Annotated in this window: 14 protein-coding genes; 7 read left to right on the top strand and 7 right to left on the bottom strand. The window is 50.1% G+C overall.

Going from position 1 to position 16,906, the window contains the following annotated elements; translation table 11 throughout:
• Window positions 1–32: 32 nt before the first annotated feature.
• The 3 genes from CWE14_RS11350 to CWE14_RS11340 all read right to left on the bottom strand — a co-directional run bounded on the left by CWE14_RS11350 (window position 33) and on the right by CWE14_RS11340 (window position 3,452).
• Window positions 33–449: a hypothetical protein gene (locus CWE14_RS11350; RefSeq protein WP_126799477.1), complete on the bottom strand. Its 417-nt coding sequence runs from the start codon at window positions 447–449 to the stop codon at window positions 33–35.
• A 68-nt stretch (window positions 450–517) separates the two neighbouring features.
• Window positions 518–1,552 (bottom strand): sodium:calcium antiporter, encoded by a 1,035-nt coding sequence (locus tag CWE14_RS11345; protein ID WP_241972394.1) that lies wholly within the window; start codon window positions 1,550–1,552, stop codon window positions 518–520.
• A 79-nt stretch (window positions 1,553–1,631) separates the two neighbouring features.
• Entirely contained in the window at window positions 1,632–3,452 is a 1,821-nt protein-coding gene (locus CWE14_RS11340; RefSeq protein WP_126799476.1) for a bifunctional metallophosphatase/5'-nucleotidase, read from the bottom strand.
• 135 nt (window positions 3,453–3,587) lie between these two features.
• Between CWE14_RS11340 and CWE14_RS11335 the strand changes: the two genes are divergently transcribed.
• Window positions 3,588–5,930: a TonB-dependent receptor gene (locus CWE14_RS11335; RefSeq protein WP_126799475.1), complete on the top strand. Its 2,343-nt coding sequence runs from the start codon at window positions 3,588–3,590 to the stop codon at window positions 5,928–5,930.
• A gap of 48 nt (window positions 5,931–5,978) precedes the next feature.
• Here CWE14_RS11335 and CWE14_RS11330 read toward each other — a convergent pair whose 3' ends face one another.
• Both CWE14_RS11330 and CWE14_RS11325 read right to left on the bottom strand, forming a co-directional pair.
• Complete coding sequence (locus tag CWE14_RS11330) at window positions 5,979–7,118, bottom strand: alpha/beta hydrolase (RefSeq protein ID WP_241972393.1); 1,140 nt, start codon at window positions 7,116–7,118, stop codon at window positions 5,979–5,981.
• Between the two features lie 99 nt (window positions 7,119–7,217).
• Entirely contained in the window at window positions 7,218–7,628 is a 411-nt protein-coding gene (locus tag CWE14_RS11325) for an SRPBCC domain-containing protein (protein WP_126799474.1), read from the bottom strand.
• Between the two features lie 151 nt (window positions 7,629–7,779).
• Between CWE14_RS11325 and CWE14_RS11320 the strand changes: the two genes are divergently transcribed.
• Complete coding sequence (locus CWE14_RS11320; protein WP_126799473.1) at window positions 7,780–9,366, top strand: ABC-F family ATPase; 1,587 nt, start codon at window positions 7,780–7,782, stop codon at window positions 9,364–9,366.
• Window positions 9,367–9,530: 164 nt separating this feature from the next.
• Window positions 9,531–10,178 carry an START domain-containing protein gene (locus tag CWE14_RS11315; RefSeq protein WP_126799472.1) on the top strand — a complete coding sequence of 216 codons (648 nt, stop codon included), beginning with the start codon at window positions 9,531–9,533 and terminating at the stop codon, window positions 10,176–10,178.
• 51 nt (window positions 10,179–10,229) lie between these two features.
• Here CWE14_RS11315 and CWE14_RS11310 read toward each other — a convergent pair whose 3' ends face one another.
• The gene (locus CWE14_RS11310) at window positions 10,230–11,549 is read right to left on the bottom strand and encodes a type II toxin-antitoxin system HipA family toxin (RefSeq protein WP_126799471.1); all 1,320 of its coding nucleotides are present in this window, start codon (window positions 11,547–11,549) and stop codon (window positions 10,230–10,232) included.
• Window positions 11,549–11,794, bottom strand: a complete 246-nt coding sequence (locus tag CWE14_RS11305; protein WP_126799470.1) for a helix-turn-helix domain-containing protein — start codon at window positions 11,792–11,794, stop codon at window positions 11,549–11,551. Before CWE14_RS11305 ends, CWE14_RS11310 begins: the two co-directional genes overlap by 1 nt.
• 222 nt (window positions 11,795–12,016) lie before the next feature.
• On the opposite strand from CWE14_RS11305, the gene CWE14_RS11300 reads away from it, so the two are divergent.
• The 4 genes from CWE14_RS11300 (at window position 12,017) to CWE14_RS11285 (ending at window position 16,872) form a co-directional block, all read left to right on the top strand.
• Window positions 12,017–12,328, top strand: a complete 312-nt coding sequence (locus CWE14_RS11300) for a helix-turn-helix domain-containing protein (protein ID WP_126799469.1) — start codon at window positions 12,017–12,019, stop codon at window positions 12,326–12,328.
• Window positions 12,325–13,593 carry a type II toxin-antitoxin system HipA family toxin gene (locus tag CWE14_RS11295; RefSeq protein ID WP_126799468.1) on the top strand — a complete coding sequence of 423 codons (1,269 nt, stop codon included), beginning with the start codon at window positions 12,325–12,327 and terminating at the stop codon, window positions 13,591–13,593. The genes CWE14_RS11300 and CWE14_RS11295 overlap by 4 nt, the downstream gene beginning before the upstream one ends.
• A 181-nt stretch (window positions 13,594–13,774) precedes the next feature.
• Window positions 13,775–15,211, top strand: a complete 1,437-nt coding sequence (locus tag CWE14_RS11290; RefSeq protein ID WP_126799467.1) for a hypothetical protein — start codon at window positions 13,775–13,777, stop codon at window positions 15,209–15,211.
• Between the two features lie 548 nt (window positions 15,212–15,759).
• Window positions 15,760–16,872: a metal-dependent hydrolase gene (locus CWE14_RS11285; protein ID WP_157981812.1), complete on the top strand. Its 1,113-nt coding sequence runs from the start codon at window positions 15,760–15,762 to the stop codon at window positions 16,870–16,872.
• Window positions 16,873–16,906 lie beyond the last annotated feature (34 nt).

Raw genomic sequence — 16,906 nt, 5'->3', positions numbered from 1 at the left:
CTAGGCGAACGACCGGAACCTAAATGTCGGAATCAGGAAATAATAGGTGGTGGTGTGGGTTGCCCCGATAAGAGTTGGTAAAACGAGGAGGTACTCACTACAGCCGAGTTGATAACCGACTGGGCAAAGGTTTGCTGCATCGTAAGGGCAGCGCAAGATCCGTGATCAGACATCGCGCAATGGCCACAATCAGGCGGGCAACTGCCACACTCAGGTCCGTTGGCGTTATCGTCACAGCAGTCATCAGCGACTTCAGTGACAGGCATGCTCTGAGGACAATGTTCGCCGTCTTCGGTTGCCGACGCAGACTCATGCTGATCGTGTTCAGACATGGCGTGCATTTCGTTGCTGTGGTCGTTGCTGTGATGGACAGTATCAGCCGCCATACTGCCTGAAAAAGGCAGACTGAGCAGCGAACATATTGTCATTAGCACGATCCAGAAACGCATCGAAAGCTCCTATGAGTAGTTTTGCCACTATACCCCCTGGAGCAACAAAAGCAATACACCAATACAAATCAGAGCTGACTTAGCAACAACCAGACGCCACCAAGGTAGAGCAGCAGAATCAGCACACTCTCCAGGCCAATGCGGCCTGGTCCGGAACGTTCACGACGAATCAGCCCCATCATCAGCACCGCTGACATGACCAGAGTAAGACATACCCAGAACAAGGTAGCATCAGTCATGGTGTGATAAATCGAGCCACCAAGGTAGGCCACATCCGAGGCCGCGGTGAACAAGGTATCGAACGCGTTGCCACCGATGATACCGCTAACTGCCAGGGTCAGTGCGCCGCGCCGTACCGCCGCGATTGAAGTGACCAGCTCAGGTATCGAGGTGCTCACCGCGGTCAATAAGACACCGACGATGGTCTGAGTTAAGCCGGTTTGTGCGGCGATAACGGTGGCCGAAGGTTCCAGTGTCCAACCGGCAAAACCAAGCACTACCAGTAACACTGTAAATTCTCCCCACAGACGCGCTGGCGACGGCATGCGGGTGGTGTCATCCGGGGTATCTTCACGGGTTTCCCTGGTTTTGGTCGGCGCCCACATGGGCATGTTACGCGCCCCCTGCACCAGGTAAATACCATAGACATAGGTAATAAAGAGCAAGGGTGTGACCGGGTGGATCCCCCAAATAGTGACATCCGGCAGTAACGGCGTCATCAATATCACCGACAGCAGCAGGATAAGCAGACCGTTTTGCATCATATTGGGCGCCGACGCCGCCGCATGCTCAAGGTTGGCGCGCCGGTAGATCATATCCGCCACCGCCAGAAAGAACGTCTGTACCGCAATACCACCTAAGGCATTACTGACCGCCAGTTCCGGATGCCCATTCCAGGCCGCCGTCACCGACAATACCGAGCCGCCAATCGAGGTACTACCACCAAGCAACACAGCTCCCGCAGCCGCTTCACCAATACCCGTGCGGTCAGCCAGTTGGTCAACCACACGCGTGATCCGGGTGCCGGCAATCCCAATTACCAGCACACAGAATAGAAACACCATCACAGCCTGCAACAGTGTCCAGCTTTCCGGGTTCAACAATTGCGTTCTCCTTGAAGTGCCTGACTGCGTTAATAGTCTATCTTAGTCGCCACAAAGAAACCGCCAAGTTTGGATGAGCTTAGTCCACCTGCAATCGCTGATCGACGACAGCGTCAAGCCTAGATTGCGAGCGCAGGTACTGCGTGACCTCGTTGCGCAATAATAGTCCAGTATTGAATGTAGCGTGCTGTGTCATATCATAACCAATGATGGTATCCGGTAAACGTTCACCTATAATCTCACCGCGCCAGCCCTGATTGCCATTAACAATATAGTCTCCCAGGGCGAGCTTAATAACATGATCCGGATCGTAATCCTCAAGCCGCTTACCGTGCAAAGTAACTTCACTGACACCACTGTCTTCCTCTCTTACCCGGTATCGCAATGCACTGGAAAAGTGAACAAAGCCTCGTGACACAAAATCTGTTAAATCAAATTCATTCGCTTCTTCATTGCGCACCAGTCGTTGCGCATTACTCTCAACAATGTGCTTTAGCTGGCTGGGTGTCAGCTCTACAATATGTATAACATCAGCATATGGCATCACCTGGAACCAATCGTTGAAATTAATTGCCTGCCCTGGTTCTACCCCTGCCAAAATGCCAGATGCGTTAACCGCCGCAACATCAACGGCCAGACGCTCAGCCACTGCGTCTGTAATCACGTTTGCGATAGCGGTTTCAGCTCTGTACCGCTGAGCCAACGTGGTATCAGTGCTTAACGCATCATTATCGTCGGCGACGGTCAAAGTCTCATTCAATACCTCATCTAAGCTAGCCAACACGGGCGCTATAATCTGTTGCTGAAATTCGCTAGCCACCTGTGCACCGCTGTTTACATTTTCCCTTATTGCATGGAGCTGGTTTGATCGGATCTGCAACAGGCTGTCATGCTGCGCAAGCGTTAGCTGTAATTCGCCCAAATACCGTCCCCAGCTACCTGCCTGAACAATAGGCACATTATTTACGATATGCGCTTCATCAACTTGTCCCTGTGCGTTTGGCTCAAGTAACGTATGTGAGTGTCCGCCAATCACGACCGCAGGTACTGAGAGTTCGCCCAACATATTTGCCACAGCACGGTCGTCGGTACCGACATCCGTGCTATAGCCAATATGTGTTAGTGCAATAAGCAAGTTTACATGGGGTTCGAGCTCAGAGGCCACGGTTCTTAGCGCATCAAGCTGGGGAGCGAGATACAACTCGGGGTCATCCGCCTGGTTAGTTTTCGTATCTTCTGAGGAGGTCAAACCGACCACGCCTATGCGCGCGCCTTGGTACTCTCCGATAAGTGCGCTGGCATAATGTTGGTGTGACAGCACAGCTGACTGTTGCAAATTCGCTGAAAGCAAAGGAAAGCGTGCATTACTCTCAATCTTGGCTTTCAAGATCTGACTACCACGATCAAACTCATGATTACCAAGTACTGCCGCTGTCAGATTGGCATGACTATAAGTATGGTAAGCCAGACTCGCAATGAAGTTGTCTGGCGTGGTACCAAGCAGTTCGTCATATACTTCGCCAGTGTGGTCATCCCCTGCAGAGAAAAACAATACCAACTCGCCCTCCTCCTGACGGCGGGCCTCAATGCGCTGCATCATCTGAGCAAATACATACGTGTCGCCTCGCCTTGAATCAGGAATAACCAGTTTATTGTGTAGGTCATTGATATAGAAGACTGTGAGATCAACATCGTTTTGCCGCAGAGCTGGTTCCAGTTCACTCAACCTAACCCATTCCGCATCAGGGCGTGCAGCCCGGTGAAGCAGGTATGTGACCTCGAACGGCAGAACCGTTTCGCTCATTGGTTCGAGCCAAAGTTGCTGAGACGTCGCATGGGCTCCGACAGGCCAGCCTAACGCTAGTAGCCAGACCAAAATCAGCACGTATTGCCGCTTCATAGCATCACCTTTTATCCATTGCAGTGCATGCCACCATTGCACATCAAGATGTCAAAATTACGACAGAAAGCTGTCATCAGTGGGTCATAAATGACCAACAAACTGTTGAAAATTCGACACTAAACGGAATATCCCATGAATAAGTCTCTGGTCCATATAGTTTGCTCGTTTTCAACTGTCAGCCTAGCCGTTAGCACTGCTATTTGTAGTTCCTTTGCCCACGCCGAAGAAACGACTGACGATGTAGAACGCATTATCGTCACCGCTCAACGCACTGAACAGAATCTGCAAGAAATCCCAGATGCTATTTCAGTGGTAAGTGGAGATGACTTAGATCGGCTGAACGTAGCTACTATGTTCGATTTAAGTGATCAGGTGCCAGGCTTAGTGGTGTCGAGCGTACAAGGCTACCGACCGAGCATCACCATTCGTGGTGTCGGTAACGAAATTCCCGACAACGCGGGGACTAAACCTGCTGTGGCCTACCATATCGACGGTATTTTCATGGCGAATGACTATGCGCTCTGGGCCGACCTGGTAGATATCGAACGTATTGAGGTTCAGCGTGGACCTGACGGGACCATTTATGGCAATAGCTCTACTGGTGGCGCCGTTAACGTGGTTACGCGACGCCCTGATACATTTGCTAGTTCTGGTTTTGTTGATTTTACTTTCGGTCAGTACAACACTCAAAACCTACGCAGTTCACTCAATTTACCTCTGAATGACCAGCTTGCACTGCGTTTGTCGGGGTCTCATCGGCAACATGATGGGTTTACCCGAAACTTAGCAATGCAACATGACACGCGACTGGATGACAAGAATGACACCACCCTGCGGGCACAACTGTTATGGGACCCAAGCGAGCGACTCGAAGTGATGACCCAGTACATGCAGTTTAGCTCAGACACGAACGGTCCAGCGCTAAAGGGCAGCTACGATACTATTTCGGATGATCCTCGTGTAGTCCATCACGATACCTTTCAATACTATAAGCTGGACAACGAGCTCCTGGGGTTGCACCTGAGTTACGATATGGACTGGGCGACATTGAAAGGTGTTTTCTCTCAGCAAACTTACGACATGCGTCGGCGGCTTGATATGGACCGCTCAAGCCTGACCGCCAACGATCCAGCGCCCTTCCCTTTAGCTGATGGTGAAACACCAACCAATTTAGGGCAGGTGCCCATCCCTGAATACGTCAGTAATTTACGTCAGGAAGACACCTCGTACACCGCAGAGATGAACCTGATTTCGACGGATGTAAACACTCCCTTGCGCTGGGTCCTGGGTGCGTTTTATGTAGACACCCAAATTTTCAGCAACACTCGCAACTTCTATGATGGTGACCGAGACGGCGAACCGTTGAATGAGGTCGTGGAGGGCCCAGATATATTCGCCAACAATCAGGACATTGATTTTATTAACTCAGATTATCGCAATTTTGAGTCCTACTCGGTGTTTGGGCAAATAGCTTATGACATATCTGAACGTCTCACCTTAACCACGGGCCTTCGTTATACCGAAAATAAATTCAGCGACGAGCGATGCAGCCTCAATTGTGTACCTGATCGCACGCCGATTACTAGCACTCCCAGTGACCGTACAGACAATATTACCGGGAAAGTCGCTCTCGACTACATCTTAACTGACCATACTATGGTCTATGCCTCTGCAGCCACAGGCGTTAAACCTGCGGGCTCAAACAGCAGCACCGACACACGATTTTTCCCTCAAGTGTTTGACCAGGAAACGGTAACGGCCTACGAACTCGGTAGTAAAAATCAATTTTGGGACAATCGCTGGCGTTTGAACCTAGCCACATTTTATTATGATTATGAAGACTACCTGTTTGAATCCAGTGGTATCGACCGTTTTAATTCCGGTGCATCTAACATTCCGGAAGCCGAAGTCTATGGCCTCGAGATTGAATCCTCTATGCGCCTTACTGACAGCTGGTCATTAAGTTCAAACCTGACCTTTATGGATTCCGAAGTAAAAAAAGGTCGAGATGCCATTGACCGAGCAGAAGCAGAAAACGCATCCGTCGGTTTAATCTTAGCAGGGGCGCCGGTAGAAGAAATCAACGCCGCTCGCGAGGCCACCGCGGTTAATCTAACCGGAAATCAGTTAGCCAAGATCCCAGAGTTCGTTGCCAACATCCGCTTAACTCACGACTACCCTTTAACCAACGGAGCGTCACTTCGAAGCACCTTGGGTTATAACTACCGTGGCGACTACTACGCTCGGGTATTCAATTCCCCGAGCCGGGATTTAGTTAAGTCGTATAATCTGGTGAACCTGAACTTTGGCTATTTCTCAGCAAATGATGACTGGTCTGTAGAACTGAATGTTCAGAACCTGCTGGATAACGATGCCGTGGCGTCGCTGCATACAGATACCTTTGGCATCGGTATCACCAGCGCACAATATTTACCACCGCGCCGGGCAACGCTAACCGCGCGTTACCATTTTTAACCGTATCAGGACCTCAGGGCGGTGTGTTTGCCAATTCACAAACTTTATCTAACGTTCCGCCCGTTTGAGCGATTCGTTTTGCAGCAAGATTTCACTCAAGTACTTTGAGTGATGCGTTTTGGCAAACTCGACTGCCTTGCCTGAGGCCTCTAGTGCGGCAGGCAAATCGTCATTCATTTTATACGCCGTTGCCAGGCTGTCCCACAGAATTTCAGATTCGGGAAATTGTTCGGTGCCCGCCTGCAGAATAGCAATGCCCCAGGGCAGCTGGCCTTCATACGCCGCTTTTAGACCATATACATTGTACTGTTGATGACCCATAGGCAGGTTGTAGCCAGATGTCACTGCGTATTGCTGGTAGTAACGCTCCAGATCCTGCATAGATTTAACATCAACTTCAGGGACCGCGTTGAAGCCGTTAAATATCGACCGTAACCCAGTGACGTTGCCAATTAACGGCGTGGTGTCATGGGTTTCATCAGCGAACTGCTGCAACTCCCACTCAGTGTTGCTTGCTGACAGGCTATCGAGTTGTTGAGTTAACCGCGCAAACCCTTCTGCCATCTCGCCTGGCTCACTTGCCATGCTCGCAAACCAGCGAGAAGCGGGCCGTTCATCCTGCAGCTGGCCGACGTGACTAAGTATGGCGAAATCGTCCCACCACAGGCTCGGGCTTACCGAAATAACCGCCTGGATTTCATCGGCATGGTGTAAGGCAAGATATGTGGTGTACAAACCTGACAACGAATGCCCGGTCACAGCGGTATAAGGTGCAACTCGATACTCATCGCGTAGCTGGGGCAGCAGTTCATTAAGCAAAAATTCGGTGAACCTGCCAGCGCCCCCTGAGCGCCCCGCAAACTGCTCAACCTCGGTATGGGTGAAATTTTTGAGCCGGTTATTGGCACTCACACCGACGACAATCATTTCCGGGATTTCCGCGAAGGTACTCAAAAAATTCACGTTACCTGCAATGTGTTCGAACTGTGTCGAGCCATCCATCACTAGTAGCACCGGGTAGGCAAAGTCTGTTGAATGCAGATAGCTTTCCGGTAAGGCGACACGAATGGTAACGCTTTCATCCAGTCGTTCTGAATAAACTTGAAACGAGGCTTTATCATCAGCCAACGTCACGTTACTGACCACAAACATTAAAGCGCCGATCGCTGCCGCGAAAAATCTGGTCATGTAATGTACAGTCCTTTTCTTGCAAATTGTATGATAAACATGACTTTATCAGATCATCGCACAGCGCGGTCAGCTATGTGGCAACTTTTAATACGTCATCTACTGGCTGCTCTCAACATAGCTGGCAAAGTTATTGAGGATTGCCTGCCACCCTTCCCGCTGCTGTTCGACAGAGTGTTCGGTTTCGGCGTCAAAGACTTCCTGCACCAGGACACAACCTGAAATTTCGCTGAACTCCACCTTGACCTTGCGGCCATCGGCCATTTCGAACTCAATCAGTTGCTGTGGCACCACGTTGGTGTACTGGCCCTCAAAATCGAAGGCCACGCTGCCGTCTTTGGCTGCCATCCGCGAGACGAAACGGCCCCCGGCGCGCAAGTCGACCTCGCTATGAGTGGTATGCCAGTCTGCCTGAGCTGTATTCCACTGCTTTATCGCTTCGGGATCGTTCCAGGCTTTCCAGGTCTCAGCCAGACTGGCTTTTACATGGGTCTCAATTGCTATTTTCACTGTGTGTTCCTCTAAAGTTGCCTACTTCACTAATTTATCGAATAACCATCGCCTCATTCGACAGCCATAGCCCGCTTTAGATTGAATGATCGGGCCAGATCGCGTACCCTGCGCGACTTCATTCGCTTCTATAATTTTGAGTACCCATTACGTGATTTCAGCTTCAAATATCACCATGCAGTTTGGTGCAAAACCTCTGTTCGAAAATATCTCTGTCAAGTTTGGCCAGGGCAACCGATACGGCCTGATTGGCGCGAATGGATGCGGCAAATCCACGTTTATGCGTATTTTAAGCGGTGACCAGGACCCGTCGTCCGGTCACGTCTCTGTCGGGCCTGATCTGCGCGTCGGTAAGTTGCGCCAGGACCAGTTCGCCTATGAAAAATTCACCGTGGTCGACACGGTGATCATGGGTCACGAAACGCTTTGGGCAGTGAAAGAAGAGCGCGACCAGATCTACGCCGGCGACATGAATGAAGAAGACGGCATGCGTGTGGCTGATCTTGAAGTTCAGTTCGGCGAACTCGACGGCTACACCGCAGAATCCCGTGCCGGTGAATTGTTGACCGCGCTGGGCATTCCAATTGAGCAACACTTCCAGCCGATGTCGGCACTGGCCCCGGGCATGAAAATTCGTGTCCTGTTGGCGCAGGTACTGTTTTCAGACCCTGACATTATGTTGCTCGATGAGCCGACCAACAACCTCGATATCAACACCATTCGCTGGCTGGAAAGCGTGCTGGCTGAACGCCAAAGCACGATGATTATTATTTCCCATGACCGCCACTTTCTGAATAGCGTGTGCACGCACATGGCAGATATTGACTACGGCGAACTGCGTTTATACCCGGGCAACTATGACGATTACATGTTTGCTGCGACCCAGGCCCGCGAGCAGTTGCTGTCGGACAATGCCAAGAAAAAAGACAAAATAGCGGAACTCCAGGCTTTCGTCAGTCGCTTCTCGGCCAACGCATCGAAAGCCAAGCAAGCAACATCGCGCGCGCGCCAGATTGAAAAAATCAAACTGGATGAAGTGAAAGCGTCCAGCCGAATGAGCCCGTACATCCGCTTTGAACAGCAGAAAAAGCTGTATCGCCAGGCACTTGAAGTCGACAAGCTGAGCAAATCCTTTGGTGACGAGAAGGTATTAAACCAGCTGTCTACGCAAATTGAAGTCGGTGAGAAAGTTGCCATTTTAGGCAGTAACGGTATCGGTAAGACCACCCTGCTGAAGTGCCTGATGGGTGACTATGAACTGGACGGCGGCAAGTACAAGTGGTCTGAAAACGCCAACATTGGATACTGCCCACAGGATCACGGCGACATGTTCGACCAGGATCTTAACGTGTTTGAGTGGATGAGCCAGTGGATGCAGCCGCAACACGACGAACAAAACGTACGTGGTGTACTCGGCCGCATGCTGTTTTCGCAGGACGACATCAAGAAGCCCGTTAAAATACTCTCTGGTGGCGAAAAAGGCCGGATGATTTTCGGCAAACTGATTCTGCAAACACCTAATATCCTGGTGATGGACGAACCAACCAACCACCTTGATATGGAATCCATTGAGTCATTAAACCTGGCGCTGGAAGACTACAAAGGCACCCTGCTATTTGTCAGCCACGACCGTGAGTTTGTTTCCTCACTGGCCAACCGCATTATCGAAATCACCGAAGACGGTATTCGCGACTTCGCCGGTAGCTATGACGATTACCTGCGCCAGCTCGGCGAGTAATTGCTCCGGCTAGGTGCCTTACCTAAGGTAAGCGCACCCTTTCAGTTTATCATTATGAAAAAAGGACAGAGCCAGTTTGGCTTTGTCCTTTTTTAATTGAATGTGCATATAAAAAGCAGAACAGCGATATAGTTATGAAGCCGACTGCTGACGGAAAATGAAAGATGATTGCGAAATTTTTAATGCTTAACCTTATGTTGGTAACCACTCACGCGAGTGGGGACGCAGAATTACGCGGATGGGAAAAGTATTCAAGCTCTAACGATATACGCATTCATTATCGTTACAGCCATGGGGATACTCTGGAGATCCAAGCGGAAACCAATGTGCAGTCATGTGCCGCCGCATTTTTACACTTACTGGAAGATACGAGCCAAATTAGTAATTGGGCGAGCAACACGCGTAATGCAACGATTATCGATCAGCCCGCGGATACCATTCACGTTGTACATACTGTCTTCAAAACAATATGGCCAATAAGCAGCCGCGATATGGTGACCCGCAGCGAATGGCAGTTTCACTCAGACTCACAAACTTTGCATTTAAACATTGAGAATGCCAGCGATGCATTAGCGCCAGCGCAAGGGGTGGTGCGGATGACAGAGGTGGCCGCAAATTGGCAACTCCAGCAAGGTGAAAATGGCGCACTCTCGATTACTTATCAGGGGTATGCAAATCCAGAAGGCCGAATACCGCGCACCATTGCCCGCCGCACAACCCTGCGAGCTATTCAACAAACGTTTCGCTCCTTAGAGTCGGTTTTGGCTGACTACAAAGAGCCCTATCGCCATATACCCTGTGGCGGCGTTTAACCTTTCAGTACAGAATCGAAGACAGTATTCGCGAGTGTGGCTTTGCCTTTTTTAGTTCAAGGTAGCCCGCAGTCGCTCAACTTGACGCAGTATGTGCCCCTGAATTAACTCACCTACCTGTCTGGCACCATCGTTCGGCGCGTCGTTTAAAGTGCAGGCGAGCGCTGACTCCGTGTTCGAAACAATTGAGCGTATTGCCTCTTCAATATACTCAGTCGAAAGACCGAGGTATCGGCCATGGGCAAGCCAATGCCGCCCCATGATTTCATGCCAGCGATAGTGAGTGTTTTTACTATGCACCTTCATCGCCATTTTTATTTTCTGGCGCTGAATATTGCCCTGACCAAAGTACGGATAAGCACTCAGTACGTCATACAGCGGACAAAGCCGATAGCCATTGGACTGCAGGTGAATACTGAAATTTTTTGCATGCCCGTCGATGGCTGCGAGCAGCCAAAACGCGATCTGGCTTTTGAAAAAGGTCAGTTTGTCTTCATGCGGTGTCAGTGAGCCTGACAACACCTTCATAATATCAAGTGAGCCAGGGCCACCAAATTCTTCATATTTACTGCCGCTCACGACCCCTAACGCCTGGCACATGTCCTCCTGCGGCAATCGTACAATACGGTTCTGCTCAGGCTGAACCACGCGGTCAAAACGCTCCACCACCAGCACCGTCTGGTCCTCGAATTTAGCGATGTCGGCACGAGTAACGGGTAAGCCAAGGCGACCCAGAAAGCGTAAACAAAACCACTCATTCTCCACACTATTCGACATGTCGAGCGCCATTTGTGGATGGTGCATAATCGGCGGCTTAAAGATATGTGTGGTGGGTGTGGCCCCATGCGGCTTGCACCAGTCACCGTCCCACAACGTTAAGGCTGTCTTTTCCTGAGCCCCAGCAAGTGAAATACGAAAGTCGTCATCCGCCTGTAAGCCCAGCATATTCTCCTGGCGGGTATGACGGATGTGTTGGGCAACCTCGTAGTCTCTGAGCTTGCTTACATTGACAGTCGGCAGGATAGAATCAGTAACAGGCTCTTTGGTGAGCGATAACGCGCCGATACAATCACCACCAATTTGCGCCAACAGATCGAACGGAGAATTACTTGTAGCACCCAACTTATCGACAATATGCTTACGAACAACGTCGCTATCGGGTAAGAGGTTTTCGAAGTACGCATGCACGGCATCAGTCATAATCTCTTGCGACTGCAGCGGAATACTCAGCGAGATAGCCCGGCTACCTTTCCTGCTTATCCACTCTGACTCATACTGAAAGCTCAAACGACCATGACGGCGAAGTAGACGGCCAACCAGAATGCCATTCATGGCGCAGTACAACATGTCAGTGTGCGAACGACGCCCCATTAGAAATCCATCTCCAGGTCAGCTTTTTTGGTATTGCCCAGAGTGCCAACACTCAGGCGAACATCAAGCATGGCACATATAGAAAGCAGAACAGCAACATTGAGCTTTTCCGGCTGAGTTTCCGCCTTTGACACATCTTTCTGATACATACCCAGGCGACTGGCAAGCTCTGCCTGAGTCCAGCTTTTAGCTTTGCGAGCATCCCGCAGCATTGCGCCAATGTCTTGTGGGGTATTGAGTCTCATAGCGACCTTGGGGATCTGATATACCGAAATAGGTATAAATCAGATATATACCTACATGGGTATAAAATCAAATTATCCTCTTTGAATACTGAAATCAGGACTCTCACAATCCATATTGCGTTTCGTTGTAGTACAACACTTGAATTGTTAAATAGAATTTTTACAATTTTAAAGTTGTATTATACACTATAAACAACATTTAAGTTGTCCAAGGCGCAAACCATGACCTCAATTCAGGATATCTCTCAATTATTGGCGAAACGTCGCAAAGAGCTCGGCATGGAGCAGGCTGATATGTACATGCGCATTGGCATGAAGCAGCAGCAGTATCAGCGTGTTGAATCTGGAAACGATATGAAGCTGTCTACCTTATTGAGGGTCCTAGAAGGGCTCAATCTGGAGCTTTCTATTACCCCAAAACAAAGTAAAGTCAGTACCCCAGCTAATAACTCCGTCCCTCAAAGTGAGCCCGGAACACTGGAGGATGACAAAGAAGATCTCGAGTTCTGGTTTGGTAAGGAAGACAATCAGTGACCAAGCAAACAGAGCAAGTGGAAGCCCTCGAGATTAGACTGCATGGCGTCGATGTCGCAGTCATAGCCCACTATGCGGGTGGCAAAAATATTCTGACCTTTAATCCTGACTATCGGACAATGCCTCAGGCTCAACGCCCGGTATTTACCCTGAGGCAAATACGCGACAGAAATTATCTTAACCGCCCTCAAGTTCGTACGAATCGAATTCCGCCTGTCCTGTCGAACCTACTTCCCGAAGGCGCTTTACGAGAACTCACTGCGCAAGCATTGCAATGCCATATCGACAACGAGTTCAGTATGTTGGCGTACCTGGGCGCTAACTTACCAGGCGCTATAGTTGCCACACCTATCAATGCAGGCAATATGCCCGACTGGGCATTGCAGCAGCGCTTATCCACAGAACCGCAGCAAATCAACACACAACATGTAGATACAAAGTTCTCCCTCGCTGGCGTGCAGATGAAATTTTCTTCAGTACTTATCGATGGTCGTTATCATATCGATCAGTCGATACCAGAGGATTTCTGGATAGTAAAAACTCCATCAACAGTCCATAAAAGCGTACCAGCGAACGAGTTTACGTGCATGAGACTGGCTGAAGCAGCCGGTGTTGAAACGCCAGATACACGTTTAATTGGCCTCGATGAACTAGCGGGACTTCCAAATATTCGTTTACCTGATGAGCCTTTCGCTTACGCCATTCAGCGGTTTGATCGCGCCAGTAATTGCCGCGTCCATACAGAGGATTTTGCCCAGGTGTTCGGCTTATACCCAGCGGATAAGTACCAAAAAGTGAATTATGAACAATTGGGCAAAACGCTTTACCAGGAAAGTGCGGACGGTTTGGCTGATATTCAGCAGATGGCCAGAAGATTACTGGTCAATATTCTATTGGGGAATGGCGATGCGCATCTTAAAAACTGGACAGTGATGTATGCCGATCAGCGTTCCATGCGCCTGGCTCCATCCTACGATGTAGTTTTCACCGCACCTTACATTAAAAACGACCGCCTGGCGCTTAATATGGTTGGTACAAAACAGTGGAACGAGATTACCTTCGAGCACTTTGAGCGCTGGTCTGAAATAGTCGGCGTACCCTGGCCCGCTGTGCGAGCGCATTTACTTGATACCATCGAGAAAGCCCACAGTGAATGGCCGCAGATGCTTGCTGAGCTGCCTATGCTGGATGAGCATAAAGTCGCGTTAAAAGCCCATTGGCATAGGCTCAGCGCTGAGTTCCGGGTTGGGTATATCCCCCAGTAATTTACTGGTATAACGTATATCTGCAAGGCTGTTATGAAAGTGTTGCATTTGATCTTGCGTTAAGCTTCAAAAAAGTGGAAGGTGCCCATATGCAAATGGAAACAAGCTATGGCGCAGTTCGAGATTATGTACCAGGATCCGAACTCATCCGCCATCCGCCTTGAAGCTGAAAAGGACTATCATGCTCACTCACTTTATATTTGCGATGACAATATCGCTCGCGCCGGTCGCGGAACATCACAGTGCACAGTACACAGAAACGCAAGAAGATTTACTTCACTTCGCGACAACGACACAAGAATCACACCTTCACTTTGCCTCTGTTTGGCCAAGCTTCTGGGACGAGAACACATCATTTATTGTCTATAATCACGAAGGCCAAGCGGTTTTATTTACCCCAAATGAGCCTATATCGGGTTATCAAGAATTGGCAGATAATTACTATTATTATTCTGAACGTTTACCGAACATCACCGACTTTCACTTCTATATTAACTACCCTCTACCTAACAATCAGGTTGCCACCGCAGCTCTCCTGAATAGCGAAGATAGAACAACTGATGACAGCCGTGAGACGCTTTTGCATGAAGCCTTTCATGGTTATCAGCGAACCGAATTTGCAGACGTGGGCCGTTCTCAATTTCTTGACCCTGAACATCTTGATGAAGCCTCTATTCGCGCCATGCTGGCGCTACAGTTCGCTCTGGCGAAACAAGCCCATGAAAGCCGCGAGATTGCGCATATTCGTGATTGGCTAACCGTTCGAGTGGCGCTAAACGAACTCATCGCACCGGAAGTGGCAGCCTACCTGGGTGACGTAGAGCGTATTGAAGGAACTGCGCATTGGGTTGGTGTACACGCAACCTTCGGGGGACATTACCGCGACAGCATCGACAATTTTTCCAACAATTTCCCAGAAAGCTTTGAAACCATCTATGCAGCCCGCTTCTCTGCCTATGTCACTGGCGCTGTTTTGATTGATCTTATTGATGATTTTTCTGAATCAGACAACAATTGGCGCGAGGCTGTCGAAGAGGGAGAAACGCCATACGAGTTAGCCTTGCAGATATTTTCTATCTCCACCGAAGAGGCACTTACGCAATTCAATGATGTCATTGCGCAATATGATTTCTCGGAGTATTTGGCGCGCGCACAAGCGACTCAGTCTGAGCTCGTTACACTAGCGGACATCGAAGCCTCGTACCCTTATCGGTTAGATATCACGGTGAATGCGGTGAGCAAAGACGGTTCTATTGAGCTACCTATGCATTTTGCTCAGGGTGACGGAGGCTTTCATCAGCTTGAGCCCGCTGTAATTTTCTTGCCGAATGCTGAAATGCTCCAATTAACCATGCAGGGCAGTGTGATCGACGTTCGCAACGCGCCGGCACTTGCCGATATGCGCGACCCGATAGAGCGCGGAGCGACATTTAGCTTTTGGAGTCAATCCCCAATGACTACCGTGGATGCGCTGAAAAACATGCACGACTTAGACCTGCAATTTGGTCAATCGGTTATTCAGTCACCGGCGGGCTGGATCCTTGATCCAGACTCGACTAATGAACATCTTCGGATTATTTTCGGGCCTCTGTCAGGTCATTCTGACCCGGAAGCCTGACTCATTTCACCAGCGCCTCCCATGCTTCGACTGCAGAGAGGCGCGCTTTAAATCGCTCTTCGATATTAATCCCGTCCTGTCGACTCCTCAACAGTCAGCTTAGATGCTTCATGCAACGCTGATCCGAGCTGAACCATAACCAAGACGCTGGTGGCCAGTCTTAAAACACTTTATAACCTTTGCGCAGCAATGAAACTAAGTAAAAGCTAAAGTCACTAAAGCGGTGACCTAAATGGAGGCTGGTAACTTCGGAGACTATATGACTTCGCTACCCTCATGCGCCTTTACCACGTCCAGCAAGCCATAAAGCGAATAAAGCTGACCCAGTAACATCCCTATATACAAAGCTAACACGAGCAAACCTATATTTTTGATAACGTTGCGTTGATGGTAACAAAGAAGTTACGACGATAATATTTTTGTTCTTGAATGCTTTAAGTTTATGGTAGCAAGGGATTGGTATGGGTTGAATGGCGAAGAAAGAAAAGTTCAATCTGACGATTTTGTGGGCACAATCAACATTAGCATACAGCAGTAGGAGAAGTTTCATGGACCCAGTCGCGCATGCGTTAAGCGGCTCAGCAATAGCAGCAGCTGGCCTGCGTCGCGTCACGCCTTTGGCGACCGCAGCACTATTAATCGGCGCTGTAGTGCCCGATATTGACGGGCTGATTCTACTCGATGATTACGCCGCCCTGGCCCATCGTCGCGGCGTGACCCACGGCATTGCAGCGCTCATCGTGTTACCGCTGCTGGTGACATCGTTGTTGCTATTATGGGACCGCTGGGTGCGACGGCGCCGCAACCCTGACGCCCGCCCCGCACAGGCTGGACAATTATTTTTACTGACTGCACTTGGTGTGTCACTACACCTGTTCTTCGACTGGCTGAACAACTACGGAGTTCGACTGCTCATGCCTTTCGACGACCGTTGGCTCTATGGCGATGTGCTGTTCATCATTGACCCATGGCTGTGGCTGACGCTTGGCGGTATCACATTTCTGACCTGGTCAGCGCGGCGCATGGCACTGGTGGCCTGGGCGACACTCGCGATAGTGCTGTCATTACCGATGTTCCTCAGCGAGTTAGTCGCACCGGCCGCGCGGATACTGTGGCTGCTAGCCCTGGGGGCATTGGTGGTGATACGTCTACGCTGGCCAGCACTGCAAATGGGCAGCCACCGTGTCACCCGTCTCACGCGCATTGTACTACTAGTCGCCGCAGCCTATATCGGCGCGAATATCGCCGGTGCCACTGCTGCCAGGGAACAGGTGCGCGCCATCGCTTCGGCGCAAGGTCTCGAGGTGAACGACGTTATGGTCGGGCCGGTAGCGATTAATCCACTACGTGGCAACGTAATCGTGCAGAGCGAAGACGCTTACTTTCTGGGTCAATGGAACTGGCTGGGCAGTCCAAGACTGAAACTAGAGCGCTCCGCATTGCCTAGCCTGATGCAGGATCCACGCACGCAGAGCGCCGCCGAGACCACGGAGGCACAGAATTTTCTCAGTTGGTCGCGCTACCCCTACGCACGCGTAGAGGTCGGTGATGATGGCTATACCGTGCACTTCTATGATGTGCGTTTCGTGGATTTTGATGACGCGATCAGCGGGCCGAGTGTTGAACTCAACCGGGCACTCGAGGTGATCAGCGTGGATTGAGCTTTTGCCGAGCACGTCAGGGCACATTTAATCA

The sequence above is a fragment of the Aliidiomarina soli genome (assembly GCF_003986975.1).
GTDB lineage: Bacteria > Pseudomonadota > Gammaproteobacteria > Enterobacterales > Alteromonadaceae > Aliidiomarina > Aliidiomarina soli.
This window is presented reverse-complemented; position numbering and strand designations above follow the sequence as displayed.

What these genes read in the sequence shown, in the direction of transcription:
- CWE14_RS11350 (WP_126799477.1), bottom strand. Translation starts at nt 449, where the DNA reads ATGCGTTTCTGGATCGTGCTAATGACAATATGTTCGCTGCTCAGTCTG.
- CWE14_RS11340 (WP_126799476.1), bottom strand. Translation starts at nt 3,452, where the DNA reads ATGAAGCGGCAATACGTGCTGATTTTGGTCTGGCTACTAGCGTTAGGC.
- CWE14_RS11335 (WP_126799475.1), top strand. Translation starts at nt 3,588, where the DNA reads ATGAATAAGTCTCTGGTCCATATAGTTTGCTCGTTTTCAACTGTCAGC.
- CWE14_RS11330 (WP_241972393.1), bottom strand. Translation starts at nt 7,118, where the DNA reads ATGACCAGATTTTTCGCGGCAGCGATCGGCGCTTTAATGTTTGTGGTC.
- CWE14_RS11315 (WP_126799472.1), top strand. Translation starts at nt 9,531, where the DNA reads ATGATTGCGAAATTTTTAATGCTTAACCTTATGTTGGTAACCACTCAC.
- CWE14_RS11310 (WP_126799471.1), bottom strand. Translation starts at nt 11,549, where the DNA reads ATGGGGCGTCGTTCGCACACTGACATGTTGTACTGCGCCATGAATGGC.
- CWE14_RS11305 (WP_126799470.1), bottom strand. Translation starts at nt 11,794, where the DNA reads ATGAGACTCAATACCCCACAAGACATTGGCGCAATGCTGCGGGATGCT.
- CWE14_RS11300 (WP_126799469.1), top strand. Translation starts at nt 12,017, where the DNA reads ATGACCTCAATTCAGGATATCTCTCAATTATTGGCGAAACGTCGCAAA.
- CWE14_RS11290 (WP_126799467.1), top strand. Translation starts at nt 13,775, where the DNA reads ATGCTCACTCACTTTATATTTGCGATGACAATATCGCTCGCGCCGGTC.
- CWE14_RS11285 (WP_157981812.1), top strand. Translation starts at nt 15,760, where the DNA reads ATGGACCCAGTCGCGCATGCGTTAAGCGGCTCAGCAATAGCAGCAGCT.